The 18255-nt window shown below is 44.6% G+C and carries 19 protein-coding genes, 1 tRNA gene and 2 riboswitches; of the genes, 7 read left to right on the top strand and 13 right to left on the bottom strand.

Annotated features, from left to right (window positions below):
* Nucleotides 1–9: 9 nt before the first annotated feature.
* On the bottom strand, nucleotides 10–1728 hold the full coding sequence (gene lonB, locus ACBP55_RS09000; RefSeq protein ID WP_464650962.1) for an ATP-dependent protease LonB: 1719 nt from the start codon (nucleotides 1726–1728) through the stop codon (nucleotides 10–12).
* A gap of 312 nt (nucleotides 1729–2040) precedes the next feature.
* On the opposite strand from lonB, the gene ACBP55_RS08995 reads away from it, so the two are divergent.
* The gene (locus ACBP55_RS08995; protein ID WP_464650961.1) at nucleotides 2041–2715 is read left to right on the top strand and encodes an N-acetylmuramoyl-L-alanine amidase family protein; all 675 of its coding nucleotides are present in this window, start codon (nucleotides 2041–2043) and stop codon (nucleotides 2713–2715) included.
* Here ACBP55_RS08995 and ACBP55_RS08990 read toward each other — a convergent pair.
* The 6 genes from ACBP55_RS08990 to ACBP55_RS08965 form a co-directional block, all read right to left on the bottom strand.
* Nucleotides 2708–3526 carry a divergent polysaccharide deacetylase family protein gene (locus ACBP55_RS08990; protein ID WP_464650960.1) on the bottom strand — a complete coding sequence of 273 codons (819 nt, stop codon included), beginning with the start codon at nucleotides 3524–3526 and terminating at the stop codon, nucleotides 2708–2710. The two genes, ACBP55_RS08995 and ACBP55_RS08990, sit on opposite strands and share 8 nt — an antisense overlap.
* A gap of 206 nt (nucleotides 3527–3732) precedes the next feature.
* The gene (ispG, locus tag ACBP55_RS08985) at nucleotides 3733–4830 is read right to left on the bottom strand and encodes a flavodoxin-dependent (E)-4-hydroxy-3-methylbut-2-enyl-diphosphate synthase (RefSeq protein ID WP_464650959.1); all 1098 of its coding nucleotides are present in this window, start codon (nucleotides 4828–4830) and stop codon (nucleotides 3733–3735) included.
* 97 nt (nucleotides 4831–4927) lie between these two features.
* A complete protein-coding gene (gene clpX, locus ACBP55_RS08980) occupies nucleotides 4928–6196 on the bottom strand; it encodes an ATP-dependent protease ATP-binding subunit ClpX (RefSeq protein ID WP_261304802.1) in 1269 nt (422 codons plus the stop codon).
* Nucleotides 6197–6208: 12 nt separating this feature from the next.
* Nucleotides 6209–6799, bottom strand: coding sequence for an ATP-dependent Clp endopeptidase proteolytic subunit ClpP (clpP, locus tag ACBP55_RS08975; protein WP_029194632.1), 591 nt, complete (start codon nucleotides 6797–6799; stop codon nucleotides 6209–6211).
* A 199-nt stretch (nucleotides 6800–6998) separates the two neighbouring features.
* The gene (gene tig, locus ACBP55_RS08970) at nucleotides 6999–8300 is read right to left on the bottom strand and encodes a trigger factor (protein ID WP_464650958.1); all 1302 of its coding nucleotides are present in this window, start codon (nucleotides 8298–8300) and stop codon (nucleotides 6999–7001) included.
* 110 nt (nucleotides 8301–8410) lie between these two features.
* A complete protein-coding gene (locus ACBP55_RS08965) occupies nucleotides 8411–9325 on the bottom strand; it encodes a hypothetical protein (protein WP_464650957.1) in 915 nt (304 codons plus the stop codon).
* A gap of 156 nt (nucleotides 9326–9481) precedes the next feature.
* Between ACBP55_RS08965 and ACBP55_RS08960 the strand changes: the two genes are divergently transcribed.
* The 5 genes from ACBP55_RS08960 to ACBP55_RS08940 all read left to right on the top strand — a co-directional run bounded on the left by ACBP55_RS08960 (nucleotide 9482) and on the right by ACBP55_RS08940 (nucleotide 12737).
* A tRNA-Arg gene (locus tag ACBP55_RS08960) sits at nucleotides 9482–9555 on the top strand.
* A gap of 147 nt (nucleotides 9556–9702) precedes the next feature.
* A riboswitch (cobalamin riboswitch) is annotated at nucleotides 9703–9894 on the top strand.
* 146 nt (nucleotides 9895–10040) lie between these two features.
* Nucleotides 10041–10820, top strand: coding sequence for an energy-coupling factor ABC transporter permease (locus ACBP55_RS08955; RefSeq protein ID WP_464650956.1), 780 nt, complete (start codon nucleotides 10041–10043; stop codon nucleotides 10818–10820).
* Entirely contained in the window at nucleotides 10817–11101 is a 285-nt protein-coding gene (locus tag ACBP55_RS08950) for an energy-coupling factor ABC transporter substrate-binding protein (protein WP_268616026.1), read from the top strand. The genes ACBP55_RS08955 and ACBP55_RS08950 overlap by 4 nt, the downstream gene beginning before the upstream one ends.
* On the top strand, nucleotides 11098–11904 hold the full coding sequence (gene cbiQ, locus ACBP55_RS08945; RefSeq protein ID WP_464650955.1) for a cobalt ECF transporter T component CbiQ: 807 nt from the start codon (nucleotides 11098–11100) through the stop codon (nucleotides 11902–11904). Before ACBP55_RS08950 ends, cbiQ begins: the two co-directional genes overlap by 4 nt.
* The gene (locus tag ACBP55_RS08940; RefSeq protein WP_464650954.1) at nucleotides 11901–12737 is read left to right on the top strand and encodes an energy-coupling factor ABC transporter ATP-binding protein; all 837 of its coding nucleotides are present in this window, start codon (nucleotides 11901–11903) and stop codon (nucleotides 12735–12737) included. The genes cbiQ and ACBP55_RS08940 overlap by 4 nt, the downstream gene beginning before the upstream one ends.
* Nucleotides 12738–13063: 326 nt before the next feature.
* Here the strand turns inward: ACBP55_RS08940 and ACBP55_RS08935 are convergent, their stop codons facing one another.
* From ACBP55_RS08935 to ACBP55_RS08920, 4 genes are all read right to left on the bottom strand, one after another.
* Nucleotides 13064–13432 (bottom strand): (2Fe-2S) ferredoxin domain-containing protein, encoded by a 369-nt coding sequence (locus ACBP55_RS08935; protein WP_464650953.1) that lies wholly within the window; start codon nucleotides 13430–13432, stop codon nucleotides 13064–13066.
* A 33-nt stretch (nucleotides 13433–13465) separates the two neighbouring features.
* Nucleotides 13466–13669, bottom strand: a riboswitch (cobalamin riboswitch).
* 134 nt (nucleotides 13670–13803) lie between these two features.
* Nucleotides 13804–13935, bottom strand: a complete 132-nt coding sequence (locus ACBP55_RS08930; RefSeq protein ID WP_268616027.1) for a hypothetical protein — start codon at nucleotides 13933–13935, stop codon at nucleotides 13804–13806.
* A gap of 167 nt (nucleotides 13936–14102) precedes the next feature.
* The gene (locus tag ACBP55_RS08925; protein WP_464650952.1) at nucleotides 14103–14216 is read right to left on the bottom strand and encodes a DUF4023 family protein; all 114 of its coding nucleotides are present in this window, start codon (nucleotides 14214–14216) and stop codon (nucleotides 14103–14105) included.
* A 46-nt stretch (nucleotides 14217–14262) separates the two neighbouring features.
* Nucleotides 14263–14619: a hypothetical protein gene (locus ACBP55_RS08920; RefSeq protein ID WP_464650951.1), complete on the bottom strand. Its 357-nt coding sequence runs from the start codon at nucleotides 14617–14619 to the stop codon at nucleotides 14263–14265.
* Nucleotides 14620–14797: 178 nt separating this feature from the next.
* Here ACBP55_RS08920 and asnB point away from each other — a divergent pair, with 178 nt between their 5' ends.
* Nucleotides 14798–16642 carry an asparagine synthase (glutamine-hydrolyzing) gene (gene asnB, locus ACBP55_RS08915; protein ID WP_464650950.1) on the top strand — a complete coding sequence of 615 codons (1845 nt, stop codon included), beginning with the start codon at nucleotides 14798–14800 and terminating at the stop codon, nucleotides 16640–16642.
* Between the two features lie 55 nt (nucleotides 16643–16697).
* Here the strand turns inward: asnB and ACBP55_RS08910 are convergent, their stop codons facing one another.
* Together ACBP55_RS08910 and rph are read right to left on the bottom strand one after the other, a co-directional pair.
* The gene (locus tag ACBP55_RS08910) at nucleotides 16698–17345 is read right to left on the bottom strand and encodes an XTP/dITP diphosphatase (protein ID WP_464650949.1); all 648 of its coding nucleotides are present in this window, start codon (nucleotides 17343–17345) and stop codon (nucleotides 16698–16700) included.
* Entirely contained in the window at nucleotides 17329–18087 is a 759-nt protein-coding gene (rph, locus tag ACBP55_RS08905) for a ribonuclease PH (protein WP_056836401.1), read from the bottom strand. Before rph ends, ACBP55_RS08910 begins: the two co-directional genes overlap by 17 nt.
* Between the last annotated feature and the right edge of the window lie 168 nt (nucleotides 18088–18255).

Here is an 18255-nt window from a genome sequence, read left to right as displayed (position 1 = left end):
TCCGCTGATTTAAGAGTCAATTGTATGTTGGGAATTCGCATGTAAAATGGGTAAAGATGAAGCTGGAATCGTCCTTTCCGAAGTAAAGGGCAAGTGAATCACATTATCATGAAGCTCTAAGCCTAGTGCAACTTCCAGCACTTCTTCGATCGAGTCAGCAGCAATCACTTCTACCCCCGGCAAATTAGCGAACATTTCTTGCCAGTTTTCTTTAGGGATAATGACTTTGGTAGCTCCCGCTTGGAATGCAGCTTCCACCTTCGCTACAACGCCGCCAACCGGTTTAACTTTACCATGGATACTCATTTCCCCCGTCATTGCCAGTTTATTATCCACAGGTATTTTATGTATGGCAGATGCAATAGCTGTCGCCATGGAAATGCCTGCAGAAGGGCCATCGATCGGCACTCCGCCAGGGAAATTAATATGCAGATCGTAATCTGACGTATTAAATCCGAGTTTGCGAAGGACTGTCAAGACATTTTCCACCGATCCGCGCGCCATACTCTTTCTGCGAATGGTTCGAGAGCCTCCCCCCATCTCCTCTTCATCTACAACACCTGTAATGTTAAATTTCCCAGTACCCGCAGCGGCAATAGGTATCGCGGTCACTTCGATCTCAAGTAGTGTACCCAAGTTAGGACCATACACAGCTAATCCATTGACGAAACCAATTTGCGGTTGTGCTGGTATTTTCCGCTCTGGTCTAGGTGGAATTTGTGAGGAGTTGACAACCCACTCAATGTCGGCAGCGGTGATCTCATCACGCTTATCCGTTAAGGCAATACCCGCGGCAAGCTGAATCACATTCACAGCCTCTCTTCCGTTGGTTGCATATTTCATTACAACTTGAACAGCAGCCTCACATTTCTTGAAGCCAATTTTATCAAGGGCTTTCCGTGCAATTTCCCCCACCTCATCTGGTAAAAGAGGACGGAAATAAATCTCCAAGCAGCGCGAACGAATTGCAGGAGGGATCTCACTAGGCGTCCTCGTCGTAGCCCCTACCAAACGGAAATCAGCAGGCAAACCATTTTGAAATATATCATGAATATAGCCTGGAATATTCGTATCCTCGGAGCTATAATACGCGCTCTCCAGAAATACTTTACGATCTTCCAGCACCTTTAATAATTTGTTCATTTGTGTGGGGTGTAATTCACCGATCTCATCGATAAATAAAATGCCGCCATGCGCCTTCGTTACCGCACCTGGCTTAGGCTGTGGAATCCCCGCAACCCCCATTGCACCCGCACCTTGATAAATAGGATCATGAACAGAACCAATCAACGGATCGGCAATACCTCTTTCGTCAAAACGTGCTGTCGTGGCATCGATTTCTGTAAATTTAGAGTCCGGCCGGAAGGGCGACTCTTGATTTTTCTTAGCTTCTTCTAAAACAACACGAGCAGCAGCCGTTTTACCAACCCCAGGCGGGCCATAAATAATAACATGCTGCGGATTGGGACCGCATAATGCCGCTTTTAGGGCTTTCAACCCTTCAATCTGGCCAACGATATCCTGCATGGAGGACGGTCTTGTTTTTTCTGAGAGCGGTTTTGTTAGCGAAATGGATCTCAGTTTTCTTAATTTCTCCAATTCTTTTCTGGACTCTCTATCGACAGCAGACCGATTCGTCTGTTGATTACGCAGCAAATTCCAGAAATACAACCCAATCACAACGGCAAAGAAAACTTGAATTACCATCAGAATAATACTTAAACTCATTTGTCGTAACCTCCTTAGAGTTTTCGCTAGAAAACTGTCTTCGTAAGCGTAAGCTGAGTTTTGCTTTAGCAAAACTTTCATCGTAAGCATTGGCTGAGTTTCGCTAGAAAACTGTCTTCGTAAGCGTAAGCTGAGCTTTGCTCTGGCAAATCTGTTGTCGTAGAACAAAGCTCAGCTTTTTTGTCATAGCTTCCATTATTCCCGTGTGAAAGAAGGTTAATCCAATTCATGCAAACTTTTGCATGGTGAATGACAACCCCCTTGGAGAAGAAGGATATAGTGTAGATATTCATGTAAAAGGATGTGGCCCCCTTGAAGCAAAGCTTGATGATTCTGCTACTTTTCCTTTGTCTTTGTAAGACATCAGATGCATACGCTTTGGCCAATGATCCCCTGCTGCCTAATGCTGATATCATCATCGACGTTGGGCATGGGGGCATAGATAGCGGTGCTTTGCACGGTAAATACCTAGAAAAAGATATGAATTTAGCTATATCCAAAAAAACATACAAGCTGCTTAAGAAACGGGGCTATCGCGTCATCATCAACAGGACGGAGGACTACGCTTTAAGTGAAGATAACACGTGGTCGTACGGCAGCAGACACCGTAAGGATTTAGCGCAGCGTTCTGGACTCGCCAATACCATTAAGCCCAAAATGATGCTAAGCATGCATATTAATTGGTCAGGCAAATCTGCTCGCAGAGGACCACTTGTTATATATCAAAATCAATCGGACAGCATTTTGCTTGCGGGGCTTTTGCAAGAATCCCTGAATCAGCTTTATGGTACCGATGAACTTCCTGTTCTTGGTAAAAAGTATTATGTGCTGAAACACACGAAATGCCCAGCAGTTATCGTTGAATTAGGCTTTATTTCAAATAAAGCAGACCGCAAGCTTCTGAATGATTCTCACCATCAAGCTAAGCTAGCAAAAGCGATCGCACAAGCGATAGACCAATACTTTGCCATGATTCATCCTAATTAGGATTGAGCTTCATTGTTTGTGAAATCGGAACAAAGGTCGCTTCCTTTTGAATGATAGGAATTGCCTCTTTAATGACTTGGGCTGTTTTTTTCCCTGGGGGACCCACATGTCCGATCGCAATGACCACGTCTCGTTGATGGATTAACTTTTTAAACTTCACCATTTGATTGCTGATGTGACTATATGTGTAAAGATCATCGAAGAACAATTGATTCTCAGAATATGGAACTCCATTTTGCCCTGCAAGCTTGCCAATTAGGCTTTTTGGAGTCGTACGGCTGTCTAATAAAATGAGATTTTTCTCTTTGCAAATATCAACGAGAATTTTCATCACTCTCTCATCTGCAGTAGCTTTGGAGCCCATATGATTATTGATTCCTATTACATAAGGAATATCATCGATAGCTGCTACAATCCTTTTGTGAATCTCATCACTCGACAAGTCTGTAGTAATGGCTCCTGGACCTAACCAGCTCTTCTTGCCCCGTACAGGCTCCATAGGAAGGTGTAGGATGACTTCATGCCCCTTATCGTGCGCTAATTGCGCATCTTGCTTGGAAGAAGGCAAGAAGGGCATGACAGCGACAGTGAATTGGATCGGTAAATCCAACATCTCTTTAGTGCCGTCCATATTATTGCCAAAGTCATCAATGACAATGGCCACCTTCTTCGTCTTGATCTCAGCCGCATGCTGTGAAGGTATCGCCACCACTGAGGCACCTGTCTGCAAGGGTAAAAGAAGCAAAAAAATCCCTACGATTACCGTAAGGGTAATGTGAAGAGCAGTCCTATACTTGCTTAGCAAATTCATAGCATCTCCTTGTTTGCATATATTCGTTAGAAAAACTTACTTCAAATGAACAAGCTTTCCAGTTTTACTCATTATGCTTCTCTTGCGCAACAAATATGCGAAAAAGGATTCATTGGCTCTGATCTCCAATAGATTGCACAAAAAAACCGTTAAAAGCACCTCACCCGAGGCATCTTTAACGGCTTATTTTATTAACATTTAGGCTATTAGTGCTTACGTCCTGGAATAACACCCGTTTTTTCATAAGAATCAACGATGATATCAATTTCTTTTTTGAGCTCAGCCAGCAATTCAGCTTCCGGCACTTTACGGATCATTTCTCCGTATCGGAATAACATGCCTTCGCCGCGGGCGCCTGCGATGCCGATATCAGCTTCACGAGCTTCACCTGGACCATTAACGGCACAGCCAAGGACAGATACCTTAATCGGTACTTTGATCTTAGCAATATAATCCTCGACTTCGTTAGCTATCGAAAACAGATCAATATCTAACCGTCCACAAGTAGGACAGGAAACGAGAGTTGCAGCATTCGTAATCAATCCGAACGTTTTGAGCAGCTCACGAGCTACTTTAATCTCTTCAACAGGATCCGCGCTAAGCGAGATACGGAGTGTGTTACCGAGTCCCATGTTAAGGAGCGTTCCGATACCTGCCGCACTCTTCACAGCCCCCGTAAAGAGCGTTCCAGCCTCTGTAATACCGAGGTGAAGTGGGTAGTTGAAGGCTTTAGCCGCTTGGGAATAGGCTGCAATCGCCATAGGAACATCGGAAGCTTTGAGTGAAACGATAATATCATGGAAATCAAGCTCTTCCAGAATATTAATGTGGAACAAGGCACTTTCTACCATCGCCTCAGGCGTCGGGTAGCCATATTTCTCGAGAAGATGATTCTCCAGAGAGCCAGCATTAACCCCAATACGAATGGGAATGCCACGTTCTTTACAAGCTTTAACGACCGCTTCTACCTTTTCGCGGCGGCCGATATTGCCTGGATTGATGCGCACTTTATCAATGCCATTCTCAATAGCAGCGAGCGCTAAGCGGTGGTCAAAATGAATATCCGCAACGAGTGGAATATGAATATGTTTTTTGATTTCTTTAATTGCCTCAGCGGCTTCCTTGTTGTTCACGGTGACACGAACGATTTGACAGCCTGCTTCTTCAAGACGAAGGATTTCTGCTACTGTCGCCTTCACATCCGCTGTCTTCGTTGTACACATACTTTGCATGATGACTTCATTACTGCCACCGATCGTCAAATCGCCTACACGAACGGCCCGCGTATCTTTTCTATGGAACATTATGGTTTCTCTCCCCATGACACCAAACATCCTCCGCTCCAATTCCCATTAGCAGGGAATCAGATTGGAGGCTGTGTGTAATTTGTGAAATTATGGGTTACGCACTTTCTTCTTTCTTCTTACCAGTCGCCTGCGCGCCATCTTTGGTCGTCAAAACAGGAGTAATCTTGTTTTGAACAGTTTCCTTGGATACCACACATGTCGTGACGTCTGTTCTCGAAGGGACTTCGAACATCACATCAAGCATAATGCTTTCAATGATGGCTCTCAGACCGCGCGCGCCAGTATTACGTTTAATCGCTTCTTTGGCAATGGCATCAAGTGCCTCTGCGTCGAATTCGAGCGATACGTTATCCATCTCGAGCATCTTCTGGTACTGCTTAACGAGCGCATTCTTAGGCTCGGAAAGAATACGAACAAGGGCTGCTTCATCAAGCGGCTCAAGCGTAGAGATGACCGGTAAACGACCAACGAATTCCGGAATTAATCCGAATCGCAAGAGATCTTCCGGAAGCACCATGGATAAGTACTCGCCTGGTTTCAAATCAACTTTAGCCCCATCAGTGCTAAAGCCAATTACTTTTTTACCAATTCTGCGTTTGATAATTTGCTCGAGGCCATCGAAAGCTCCACCGCAAATAAACAGAATATTGGTTGTATCAATTTGAATGAATTCTTGGTGCGGATGCTTACGTCCACCTTGCGGAGGAACAGAGGCAACCGTGCCTTCAAGAATTTTGAGCAAAGCTTGTTGAACACCTTCGCCGGAAACGTCTCTTGTAATAGACGGGTTCTCGGATTTACGTGCCACTTTATCGATCTCATCAATATAGATAATGCCGCGTTCGGCTTTTTCTACATCATAATCGGCTGCTTGAATCAATTTGAGCAAAATGTTCTCTACATCTTCGCCCACATAACCTGCTTCAGTCAAAGAAGTGGCATCAGCGATCGCAAAAGGAACATTCAAAATTTTGGCAAGCGTTTGCGCAAGCAACGTTTTACCGCTTCCCGTTGGTCCTAGAAGGACGATATTACTTTTTTGAAGCTCAACATCTTCAAGCTTGTTCTGCGAATTGATCCGTTTGTAGTGATTATAAACCGCTACAGCCAATGATTTTTTCGCTTGTTCTTGCCCAATAACATACTGGTCCAAGATATTACGAATTTCTTTTGGTTTAGGAACATCTTTGAGATCTAGCTCTTCTTCATGTCCTAATTCTTCTTCCACAATCTCCGTGCAAAGCTCTATACATTCATCACAAATGTAAACTCCCGGACCTGCAACAAGTTTGCGTACTTGGTCTTGGGATTTTCCACAAAAGGAACATTTGAGTTGGCCTTTTTCATCGTTAAATTTAAACATGGGATCACTCCTTTATTTCAAGTCGTTTCGAGTGATAACCTCGTCGATTAACCCATATGCCTTCGCTTCTTCAGCGCTCATAAAGTTATCCCGGTCGGTGTCTCTTTCGATCTTTTCAAGCGGCTGTCCCGTACGGTCCACATAGATCTGGTTGAGTTTTTGCTTCGTTTTGATAATCCAATCCGCGTGGATTTTGATATCGGTTGCTTGACCTCTTACACCGCCGAGCGGTTGGTGAATCATAACTTCTGCATTCGGCAGCGCGTATCGCTTACCTTTGGCACCTGCTGTTAACAGCAAAGAGCCCATACTTGCAGCCATACCTACACAAATCGTAGATACATCCGGTTTAATAAACTGCATGGTATCGAAGATACCCATTCCAGCTGTTACAGATCCACCTGGTGAATTGATATATAAGTGGATATCCTTGTCGGGATCCTGAGCTGATAAAAAGAGCAGCTGGGCAATGACCAAATTAGCCACATCATCATCAATAGCGCTCCCAATGAAGATAATGCGGTCCTTTAGTAAACGCGAGTAGATATCGTAAGAACGTTCCCCACGAGCCTCTTGTTCAACAACCATAGGAATAAGACTCATTGTACCAACTCCTTTTGCGGCAATAGCCAAGTTCTCTCATTTGAGATTCAGATACAGTTTAACACGTTTGAACAGCAAAGTCATTTTTTCAGAGAACTGCTATGTATGAGGGTATTTCTTATGGTCTTGGGCAGTTTGGGGGCTAAAATAGGGTAAAAGAAAGGCACGTTGCTTACGTACGTGCCTTTACTTACCTTATTTATACTGCTGCGGAAACATGCTTGCTATTTTCAAGCAAGAAGTCAACCGTTTTTCTAATCACAAGATCGTTGCTCAGACCTTCTAGGCTGCCGTTAGAAGCAAACAGCTCACGAAGTTCTGCCGTTGTTTTTTGGTAGGATTGTGCATATTTCTCAAGCTCCGTGTCAACTTCTTCATCGGAAACTGTGATTTTTTCTGCAGCTGCGATGGCTTCAAGAACAAGGTTGTTACGAACACGCTTGTCAGCATCTTCTCTCATTTGTTCTTTCAGCACGCTCTCGTTTTGACCGGAGAACTGGAAGTAGATCTCAAGCGTCATGCCTTGGGAGCGAAGACGTCTTTCGAATTCCTTCACCATAACATCAAGCTCTGCTTCTACCATAGAAGCTGGAATTTCAACTTCAGCGTTAGCTGCAGCTTTTTCAACAACAGCTGTTTCCAGAGCAGCCTCTGAATCTTTTTCTTTGCGTTCTTGAAGACGTTTTTTCAACTCTTCTTTGTACTCTACAAGTGTATCGTACTCGCTCACGTCTTTAGCAAATTCATCATCAAGCTCTGGCAAGTTTTTGCGTTTAATGTCGTGAATTTTCACTTTAAACACAGCCGCTTTGCCTTTCAAATCTTCGGAGTGGTAGTTTTCAGGGAAGCTAACATTAACTTCTTTCTCTTCGCCTTTACCAAGTCCTACGAGCTGCTCTTCGAAGCCTGGAATGAAGGAGTTGGAACCAAGCTCAAGGGAGTATTTCTCCGCTTTGCCGCCTTCGAACGCCTCACCGTCTACGAATCCTTCGAAATCAAGGACTACGACGTCACCATTTGCTGCTTGTCCTTCTTCAAGAACAACCAATTCAGCATGACGCTGTTGCAAACGAGTAAGCTCTTCATTCAATTCTTCTTCCGTAACATCCGTGCTTACCGCTTCAACTTCGATACCTTTGTAATCGCCAAGTGTTACTTCAGGCTTAACAGTAACTTTTGCTTTGAACTTCAGCACTTGACCTTTGCCGAATTGTTCAACGTCTACTTCAGGACGATCAACAGGCTCGATTTTAACCTCTTCGATCGCTTCCACATAAACTTCTGGCAAAATGATATCTAAAGCGTCTTGATACAAGCTTTCAACACCAAATTTAGCTTCAAAGATAGAACGAGGCACTTTCCCTTTACGGAATCCTGGAACATTCACTTTCGCTGATACCTTTTTAAATGCCTTATCCAAAGCATCTGCTACGCGCTCTGCGCCAACTTCCACTTCAAGAACGCCTACGTTCTTCTCTATTTTTTCCCAACTTGCTTTCATTTTATGCTTTCCCCTCCAAAAATGTACGATGACATATTTTCACGTTACGCTCATTACAACCATTCTATTATACCATATAAGATTTTCATTTCAAGGCAGCCTTTCTTGCCTTATGATGGATCTGGATTAAACTGCTTCACAAACGTCTGCAGCACAAGATTAGCTCGCTTCCACTGAAGCTTCATGGAATCAACAATACCGTAATTGTCTAGTAATTCTTCCCGATTCACCGCACCAAACAGTTTCTCTTGAAGAATAGCATGAAGTGCAGATGCCCAGACATCAACAGCCCCTTCTTCCGCTTTCTGTAGATCTGTATAGATCGATGTCCCATAGGCATAGGCTAGAAATTCCTGCCAAGTCTGCTTGGCAAAATAAACAAAATCAGGTTGGCTTATTTCACTAATGTCTCCGACTCTGCGAATCATATCACGAATCCGTGATGGAAAATCCTCCGGACACAGCGGTGTCTCCTCGATCTCGACAAGAATCTTTTCCCCATTCTTAGGGAACTCGATAAATCCTCGCTCCCCCATCTGTTTAAGCGCCTGCAAAGCTTTGAACTGAATATGAGGATGCCGCGGCTTTTCGCATAGCCATTCCTTAACCCGTTGGCTTACACCCGATTGATCGATGAATGCCAATTGCTCAAGAGCATTGACTTGCTGCTCCAGTGTGCCGTCGTTTAACATATTCAGAAGCTTAAGTGCAAAGGTGCCATCGTCAGCTGTCTTTTCTTGTATGTATTGCCGTAATAAATCTGATTCTTCCTCTGGGTCCTCTTCCATTGGCGTCATGGCAAACATGGATTCCGGATACATCGTATACAGCCAGTTCCTCAGAGCTTCCCATTGTTCAGCTTTGTGAGGGTCTACTGTCGGAAATTGCAGCAGAAAGGTTAACAGTTGGAGCGCATCACTATACTGCTCTGTCTGTAGAAACCGAGTCAGCTCCTCTTCGTAATACTGCTCTGTTTTCGGAAAAAGAATTAAGTTATTGATGGATGGGTCTGTTATGATGATCACCTCAGAAATCTTGGTCTCGCTGGTGACAGTTTACTTGATTGTCAGAGTGATTGCAAAATAATTATGAATCAAGGGTTGACTTCCTATAAAACGATATGATATATTAACTCTCGCTTCGCTAAACGGATCACATCCGCAAGGTAAGAAGAGGTCTATGTCTCAGTAGCTCAGCTGGATAGAGCACACGCCTTCTAAGCGTGCGGTCGGGGGTTCGAATCCCTCCTGGGACGTTCATGCACGGCAAAAAGGATCGCGAGAAATCGCGATCTTTTTTTGTTTACCTATATGTGTTGTGTTGTCCGGTAAAGCGAAAAAGAAAAATAACGTTCCCTATGCTACGAATCTTTTATATTGTGTTATACTCTTTTCAATTACATATTTTTTCGAATAAATGAGGTGCCTTTGCGTAGCAAGCAAGGGGTAACAGGGAATCGGGTGCAAATCCCGAGCGGTCCCGCCACTGTATTCGGGGAGTTTCTTTCTATCATGTCACTTGATGCATATCAGGGAAGGCTGAAAGAAACGATGATCCGAGAGCCAGGAGACCTACCTTCATTTATGCACCCAGAAACCTTCGCGGAAAGGAGCGGTGTACGTCAAGTCTTTCGACATCTAGCTTATAGTTGTCGTTTATTCGTACGTACCCACGGCCAATCCATTAGGATTGGTCTTTTTTGTTCGTTTATCAAATTTTAATAGGAGGAATTAAAAAAACATGCAAACAAAAACACGAATGACCAAAGTCACTAGCTTCTTGCTTATGGTTATTGGGTTAGCCCTCTACCTATTCATTAATGAACCGCAAACCGTCTACGGCATGCACATAATGGAAGGCTTTCTCCCCATAGGTTGGGCAATATTTTGGTGGGCAGCCTTCCTTCCGTTCTTCTTTCTAGGTGTCCGAGCACTTATCAAAATTACGAAAGAACACCCAGAGCTCAAAATAATGCTAGGTCTTGCTGGTGCGTTCACCTTCGTACTGTCGGCCCTGAAAATCCCTTCCGTAACCGGAAGCAGTTCTCACCCAACGGGTACAGGTTTAGGAGCTGTGATGTTCGGACCGCTCCCTATGAGCGTCCTAGGATCGATTGTTTTGTTATTTCAAGCCGTATTACTTGCACATGGGGGACTTACAACACTCGGAGCAAATGCTTTCTCCATGGCTCTCTCCGGTCCAGTAGTTGGCTACTTCATATATAAGTCCATGATGAAAACAACCGGCAAACAAAAATGGTCGATATTTTTAGCGGCTGCTCTTGCTGACTTATCCACATACATTGTTACTTCTGTCCAATTAGCTCTTGCATTCCCAGCTGAACAAGGTGGATTTGTTGCATCTTTCTTGAAGTTTGGCGGCATTTTTGCCATTACACAAATCCCTCTTGCCATTAGTGAAGGCATTTTAACCGTATTAATATGGAATTGGTTACAATCTTATGGCCCTAAAGAGCTATCTATTTTACAACATAAAATGAAGGGAGCTTCTGAGCTATGAAAACGCGTACCGTAAATACCCTGATGTTAATTGCCGTTGTATTATTGGCTGTCTTACCCCTTATCTTCGCAAAAGGAGAATTTGGCGGATCGGATGATGCTGCTGAACAATTGATCCAAAGTATTGCACCTTCCTATAAGCCATGGTTCTCTTCTTTATTTGAGCTCCCATCTGAAACAGAAAGTATGCTGTTCGCCTTACAAGCAGCCATCGGGGCTGGCTTCATCGGGTTTGCCTTTGGCTTTTTCAAAGGGAAAGCGTCTAAGTCCAAAAACCAATGATGAAACGAATCGATTCGCTCTCCTATAAAAATGCCTTACGTCCCGTATCACCAATGTGGAAGTGCGGTTTTGCAGTTGCTATGCTGCTGTTATCTTATCTAACACATCCAGCGGTTCAGGCAGTTATAGCGGTTTGGATGACCCTGTGGACGGTTGGCTATGCTCGTGTTCCAATCAAATATTATGTAACCGTCATCGGTGCTGCATGCCTTTTTTTTGTAAGCAGTGTACCCGCATTAGTTGTAGAGATCCGTCCTTTGCAAGCTTTGCCAGACATTCACGAAGTGGCGACCTTTATCTTCATCGACTGGAAGCTGTCCGTTACTTCAACAGGTCTATTGCTAATTGGCAAATTATTCGTTCGTATTATAGCCAGCCTAAGCTGTGTGTCCTTTATTATGTTCAGTACTCCTTTTTCCGAATTACTGCAAGTGTTGCATAAAGTTCGCGTTCCCAAGTTGGTTTTGGAAATTATGCTTATTATGTATCGGTTTCTGTTCATCCTATTTGAAATTGCCAATAACATGTATGTTGCCCAGCAATCAAGAGGCGGTCAGACCGGTTTCCAAAATAGATTAAAGGATACAGCCATTATTATTGTTCAAATGTTTATCAAAACGATGCAGCGGTATAAATCACTGTCAAATGGCCTTGTCTCCAGAGGTTTTACAGATGACATTCACATGGCCCCTAATCGAGCTAATCCTGTACCTTTTCGATATAAATTGGAAAGTTATATAGGGTTCACGATGCTGCTGCTGCTCGAAATTTGGCTGCGTTGGAATTGGAGGAGTATCGGATGAGCACGATTTTAGAAACCATAGAAGTTAGCTTCAGCTATCCCGCTTCACAGACGGAGGCTTTAAACAAATTAAAGCTCCGCATCCCAGAGGGGAAAAAAACAGCCATATGCGGCCATAACGGCTCTGGCAAATCAACTTTATTTCTTCAGGCTATTGGCATTCATTCACCTTCATCAGGGCAAGTCTTATGGAAAAACAAGCCTTTAACTTACGAACGCAAAGAGCTCAAACAATTACGTCAAGACGTTGGACTTGTCTTTCAGGATCCGGAACAGCAGCTCATTCTGAATACTCCCTATGAGGATGTCACCTACGGTCTGCGGAATGCCGCCGTCCCTGAGCCTGAGATTACTCAGCGAGGAGAAGCTATATTACGAACGATGGGACTTGAACACTTAGCACACACTCCCATTCACCACTTGAGTCTCGGTCAAAAGAAACGAGTAGCCTTAGCCGGCGTGCTCGTGCTTGAACCAAAGCTGCTGCTGCTGGATGAACCAACGGCCTATCTGGATCGGATATCGGAACAACAGCTTGTCGAGGAACTGGACCGGATCCATAGCCGCGGAATCACGTTAGTCATGGCCACCCATGACATGAACCTAGCTTATTCGTGGGCTGATTGGATTCTGGTGATGGATCGGGGACAGTGCGTCATGGAAGGCACGCCAGATGAAATATTCAAAGATAGCAAGGCACTTCATAGTCTTGGACTTGACAGGCCCATGCTGCTAGATCTGTGGGATGCACTGCCTGAAGCTTGCCGTCAGGGAGTCTCGGCACCAAGGAATGTGAATGACTTTACAACATTATTGCAAAAAGTCTTTGCATAATGATAACCAATGACATATATAAAGAGGCTGTCCCAACTGTGATTAGAGGGACAGCCTCTTTATGTATAGCATCATGCAACCATCTATCAATGATAGGCCCTCCCACCGTAGTTGCTTGTCATTCTTAACAAGTATGACAAATAAGCGCGTTATTCGCGCTTATTCAAGAGCGTCCGAACCAATAAGCGCGGAAAACGCGCATATATGACCAAAAAGGACCTCCCCCTATTGGCGGAAGTCCTTTTGGATACGTGCTTTAAGGTAGATTCCCAAAAAAGGTTATTAACCTTTCGGGATAGCCCCCTTTTTAAATTTTCATTATCTGATTATTTACTTTGTATGCGACTAATACCCTTATTTCCTATTCCAGTTGGCACAAAGCGCTCCTCAAAGCTATAAATCATATGTTCCTCGAGTGGTTTCCCCTCTAGTAAATGCTCTCTCACAAGCCTTCTACCCGTCTCTGGTGTCATTTCCTTGTACCAAATCCCTTGCGGATACACTATAACTACACCTTCGTCCTGGCAGCGGCCATTACATCTAGTCCGAGTTGTATGTATTAGGTGCTCGGCTCCGTGCTTCGAAATTTCATCTCGGATGGCTAGCGTTGTTTCATCTCCTGAATGTTTCAGACAAGATCCTCCGTTACAGATAAGCACATGATGTTGGACTGTTGATAGATCCCACGTACTCATAAGAACACCTCCCTATCTCCCGTAGGTATATAAAATGTGCTGCTGAAATAGGCAGGTCTCCTGGCTTCAGGATCTTCATCGAACGTCAGCCTTCCCAATCGGTCGATCAGTGGCATTCGAGACGTTGACTCCTCTGTTACAGTGGCGGGACCGCGTCGGCTTCAAACCGATCTTCCCTATTAAGCTTACGCTGCGCTTGGATAGCGAAAGGTAAGCACCTATTTCGGATATGAAATTGTGACCGAGTTTATTCAAATCTTTTAAACTCAAATCTCATCTTACCTCATACTCTATTTACAAACAAGGAAAAAGCCCCACCAAATGGTAGGGACTTCCTCGGAAGCTGTATTTTCAAATTCAAATCGCTGCATTTAAACGGAAGGACGATTCGGTTGGTGCTTTCCAGGCTCTGTTGAATCCAGATTGGACTGTATGCGAGAAGATTGCTTCGAATGATCGATTGTGCTTTGTGTTCGCTGGTCCATACTTTTCTTTTTGCTCATAATGGGATTAATCCTCCTCTGAGTTGAAATAATGATCACTTGATTAGTATGGAGAGATACCGCGCCAAATATGCTGTATAAACTACCCATTAAGGACAGCGGAGAAGGAAACAAAGCAAAAGCCTGTAAGGAAATCTCCCTACAGGCTTTCGATGGTGCCATTAGACTTAGTGCTTCTTGTGCGGCAAATTACTGCCTGGCTCACCGTCACCTTGCGTCCTGAAATTCTTCGCGGCTTTCCTCTGCTTGTCGTGCAGCTTGCTAATGAAATGACTATCCATGAGCATTCGCCTCCTGAAGAAAGAATGGCACTACCTCTTTAGAATGTCACGCAAGCTCTAAATTTAAACGCATGGCAAGATTAAGAATCGCGCCTCTTGCTTCTGCATCTGTTTTGACTTTTTCGTACAATTCCTCAAAATTAGTGCGGTTTTGAATAAATTCCGGTTCGGTTTTGATAGCCGTTTGTGTCCAGTTGATCAAGACATTCTCCGCTTGGGTAAGTTCATTGTAAGCACGATGCAAGCCGACACGCTCAATGATTTCTTCCATTTCTGCCTGCCCAACTTCTTTACCTTCCTCTTTTAATTCCACTATTCGTTTATCCGCTTGGTTGCTGATTTGCAGAAAATGCTCTCTTGATGCCAAATAGTCAATTTGTGCTTTGGAGTGTTTCTTTTTCATAGTCATCACCTTTGTCATTTAATAAGTAAGAATTGGGTTTATTGTATCAGGCCTGTCTACAAAACACAAAATCCGTCCAGTTGTCTGCGCCCATCCCATTCTGGACAGACATTATATACCTTCCGTTTGCATACCCTTTATCATCATGCTCTCTTTATAAGGAAAGGAAGGAACGTCTATGTGCGGAATAACGGGTTGGATAGATTGGCGGAAAGACTTGACCGGGTACCCGTCCATTCTAGAAAATATGACGGAAACGCTCCATTTGCGCGGACCTGATGCTTCTGGTACTTGGATTTCACAGCATTGTGCCCTCGGTCATCGACGTCTTAGTGTAATGGATCCGGAAAACGGCGCTCAGCCCATGGTACGGAAACAAGGAGACTACACGTACACGATCGTATATAATGGCGAACTCTATAACGCCCCAGAACTCAAAAAAGAGCTCGAACTTCGTGGGTATCATTTCCGCACAAACTGTGATACAGAAGTGCTGCTTGTTGCTTTTATTGAATGGGGGAGAGCTTGTGTAGACCGGCTTAATGGCATTTTCGCTTTCGCGGCCTGGAATGATCAAGAACAATCCCTTTATTTGGTCAGAGATCGGCTCGGTGTAAAGCCGCTTTTTTATTCTCATCAAAATAGTGTGCTTCTATTCGGCTCAGAGCCGAAAGCCATACTCGCACACCCCGACTTCCAAGCAGAGGTTGGTGCGGAAGGCTTGGCCGAAATCTTCGCAGTAGGTCCGGCTCGCACACCCGGTCATGGGATTTATCGCAACATGTCTGAGCTCAAACCAGGACAATGCGCTGTATTTGACCGCAATGGCTTATCCATTCGCACGTATTGGAAGCTCGAAAGCCACCAGCACTCCGACGATATCGCTGCTACGGCATTGCAAGTTCAGCAACTGCTTAGTGATACATCACAGCGCCAACTTGTGTCTGATGTTCCCATCTGTACTCTTCTATCAGGTGGTCTTGACTCTAGTGCCCTTACGGCACTTGCCTCTGCTCATTATAAGGAAAGCGGGCAAGGCGCTCTGCATACTTTTTCCGTTGATTACAAAGATAATGACAAGCATTTTAAAGCCAACATCTTTCAGCCGAATTCAGATGCACCTTGGATTAAACGGATGACGGAGCATCTAGGCACCGAGCATCACTATATTGAATTTGACACACCCGAGCTTGTGGAATCTCTGAAAACAGCGGTATTTGCCCGTGATACACCAGGAATGGCTGATGTTGATGGGTCTCTTTATTTATTTTGCCGTGAGATCAAAAAAGAAGCGACTGTAGCCATTTCCGGCGAAGCAGCCGACGAAATATTCGGTGGATATCCTTGGTTCCACAACGAAGAAGCTTTGGGAGCGGGTACGTTCCCTTGGTCTTTGAAACTGAACAATCGCATTGACCTGCTCGCTCCCGATCTTGTGGATTGGATCAAACCTGTCGAGTATGTCAATAATCGATATCAGCAAGCGCTCAGCGAAGTGCCGCGGTTAGCTGGGGAAACACAGCAGCAAAACCGTATGCGGGAAATGTCTTATTTAAACATTACCCGGTTCATGCCGACACTTCTGGATCGAAAGGATCGTATGAGCATGGCCGTCGGACTTGAAGTTCGCGTCCCTTTCTGCGATCACCGTCTTGTTGAGTATGTCTGGAATATTCCCTGGGAAATCAAAACATCGGGGGATCGGGAGAAAGGCATTTTGCGCAAAGCGCTCAGAGGTGTTCTTCCTGAGGATGTGCTAACTCGCAAGAAAAGTCCTTATCCAAAGACTCACAACCCTAATTACTTGGCAGCTGTGAGAAAATGGGTGCTGGAAATTCTGGATGACCCCAGCTCACCCTTGCTTCCCTTCATTGATGTTAAGAAAATTCGCGCACTTGCCAGCTCAGAAACGAATGATTTCGATCTCCCATGGTTTGGTCAGCTGATGACGGGTCCTCAACTATTCGCCTATCTGGCACAAGTGGACACTTGGTTACGTTCCTATAAAATTTCCATCCGATAAATGAAAAAAACCTGCTGGCCACCGATAAAAGTGGAAGCAGGTTTTCTTTGTGATATTAGTCGTTCTGATCAGGAAGTCTATCCAAAAACATGCGTAAAGCTTTGGCTCGATGACTTATCTCATTCTTTTCTTCTACTGTTAATTCAGCCATCGTTCTCCCAAGAGCAGGGATATAAAATAAGGGATCATAGCCGAATCCGCTTTCGCCGCGTTCCTCCCCAATGATGTAACCACGGCAAGTGTCCTCCGCTTCAATGACTTCATTCGCTACAGGATCGATGAGCGTCAGCGCACAAACAAAGGAAGCTTCGCTAAGAAGCTTTGGATGTTCTCCGTTGGCAGGCAAACCGTCTTCAGAACCTACCTCGTTTAATGCTTGCAGCAGTTTAGCGTTATTGTCTGCATCCGTAGCATTTTCTCCAGCGTATCTAGCTGAATAAACACCCGGTTCACCGTTCAAAGCCGCTACACACAAACCCGAATCATCAGCAAGAACCGGCACATGGAGATGTGCCGAAATAATCTGCGCTTTAATCCGTGCATTTTCTGCAAACGTCGTTCCGCTCTCCACGATTTCCGGAAGATCCGTATAGTCCGTTAAGCTGCGAACTTTGTAGCCTTTTGCTCCAAAAAGCTTCGCAAACTCTTTGACTTTGCCCTCGTTACGCGTCGCAATGACGACGAAATTACTTTGTAGCAGCATGATGTACACCTCGAATGCGATCAGCGATCGGGCCTAATACGTTAGACTGCTCTTCAATCATCGTATGAATTCCTGTTTCAGCCAGAGCGAGCAGTTCATCCAGTTCTTTACGGGAAAAAGGAGCATCCTCGCCAGTTCCTTGGATTTCAACGAATTGACCCTGCCCCGTCATTACGACATTCATATCTACTTTCGCATGTGAATCCTCTTCATAATTCAGATCCAGCCGCGGTGTTTGGCCGATAACCCCAACACTTACAGAAGCCAGAAAGTCGTTAATCGGGAATTTGGCTAATTTTTTGTCTGTCGCCAATTTGTCGATCGCAAATGCCATAGCCACAAAAGCACCGGTAATTGACGTTGTACGAGTACCGCCATCCGCTTGAATAACATCGCAATCCAATGTGATGGATCTTTCGCCTAATGCTTCCAAATTCACAACGGAACGAAGCGCACGGCCTATAAGACGCTGAATCTCCATTGTACGACCACCAAGCTTACCTTTGGCAGCTTCACGCTGATTTCTAACCTGCGTAGCTCGAGGCAGCATCGAATATTCAGCTGTAACCCAGCCTTTCCCTTGACCTTTCATAAAAGGCGGGACGCGTTCTTCAATCGTCGCCGTACAAATCACTTTGGTATCCCCGACCTCAATTAGTACCGAGCCTTCCGCGTGTTTTATATAATGAGGGGTTATTTTCATAGGTCGCAGTTCTTGATTCGTTCTACCGCCAATTCTCATAAATGTTGTTCTCCTCCTGTTGCTTCCGTCAGAAGCTTTGTTCCTACGCCCCATTGTAACAAAGTAGCCATCGAAAAGCATCCCAAGCCCAAAACAATAATGCCGAACATTGATTATAATGCTGAGAAAACCCCTATGCAAGCGCCTTGTCAAAGACAAACGCTAATG

The organism is Paenibacillus sp. WG02 (assembly GCF_055396115.1).
Note: the sequence above shows the minus strand (reverse complement) of the source record. Positions and strands in the feature narration are given on the sequence as shown.

Coding starts and splice junctions, on each gene's coding strand:
- tig (WP_464650958.1), bottom strand. CDS start 8,300: ATGAAAGCAAGTTGGGAAAAAATAGAGAAGAACGTAGGCGTTCTTGAA.
- ACBP55_RS08950 (WP_268616026.1), top strand. CDS start 10,817: ATGAAAACGCGTACCGTAAATACCCTGATGTTAATTGCCGTTGTATTA.
- ACBP55_RS08930 (WP_268616027.1), bottom strand. CDS start 13,935: ATGAGCAAAAAGAAAAGTATGGACCAGCGAACACAAAGCACAATCGAT.
- ACBP55_RS08935 (WP_464650953.1), bottom strand. CDS start 13,432: ATGAGTACGTGGGATCTATCAACAGTCCAACATCATGTGCTTATCTGT.
- clpP (WP_029194632.1), bottom strand. CDS start 6,799: ATGAGTCTTATTCCTATGGTTGTTGAACAAGAGGCTCGTGGGGAACGT.
- ispG (WP_464650959.1), bottom strand. CDS start 4,830: ATGTTCCATAGAAAAGATACGCGGGCCGTTCGTGTAGGCGATTTGACG.
- asnB (WP_464650950.1), top strand. CDS start 14,798: ATGTGCGGAATAACGGGTTGGATAGATTGGCGGAAAGACTTGACCGGG.
- lonB (WP_464650962.1), bottom strand. CDS start 1,728: ATGAGTTTAAGTATTATTCTGATGGTAATTCAAGTTTTCTTTGCCGTT.
- cbiQ (WP_464650955.1), top strand. CDS start 11,098: ATGATGAAACGAATCGATTCGCTCTCCTATAAAAATGCCTTACGTCCC.
- ACBP55_RS08920 (WP_464650951.1), bottom strand. CDS start 14,619: ATGAAAAAGAAACACTCCAAAGCACAAATTGACTATTTGGCATCAAGA.
- ACBP55_RS08940 (WP_464650954.1), top strand. CDS start 11,901: ATGAGCACGATTTTAGAAACCATAGAAGTTAGCTTCAGCTATCCCGCT.
- ACBP55_RS08925 (WP_464650952.1), bottom strand. CDS start 14,216: ATGGATAGTCATTTCATTAGCAAGCTGCACGACAAGCAGAGGAAAGCC.
- rph (WP_056836401.1), bottom strand. CDS start 18,087: ATGAGAATTGGCGGTAGAACGAATCAAGAACTGCGACCTATGAAAATA.
- ACBP55_RS08910 (WP_464650949.1), bottom strand. CDS start 17,345: ATGCTGCTACAAAGTAATTTCGTCGTCATTGCGACGCGTAACGAGGGC.
- clpX (WP_261304802.1), bottom strand. CDS start 6,196: ATGTTTAAATTTAACGATGAAAAAGGCCAACTCAAATGTTCCTTTTGT.
- ACBP55_RS08990 (WP_464650960.1), bottom strand. CDS start 3,526: ATGAATTTGCTAAGCAAGTATAGGACTGCTCTTCACATTACCCTTACG.
- ACBP55_RS08955 (WP_464650956.1), top strand. CDS start 10,041: ATGCAAACAAAAACACGAATGACCAAAGTCACTAGCTTCTTGCTTATG.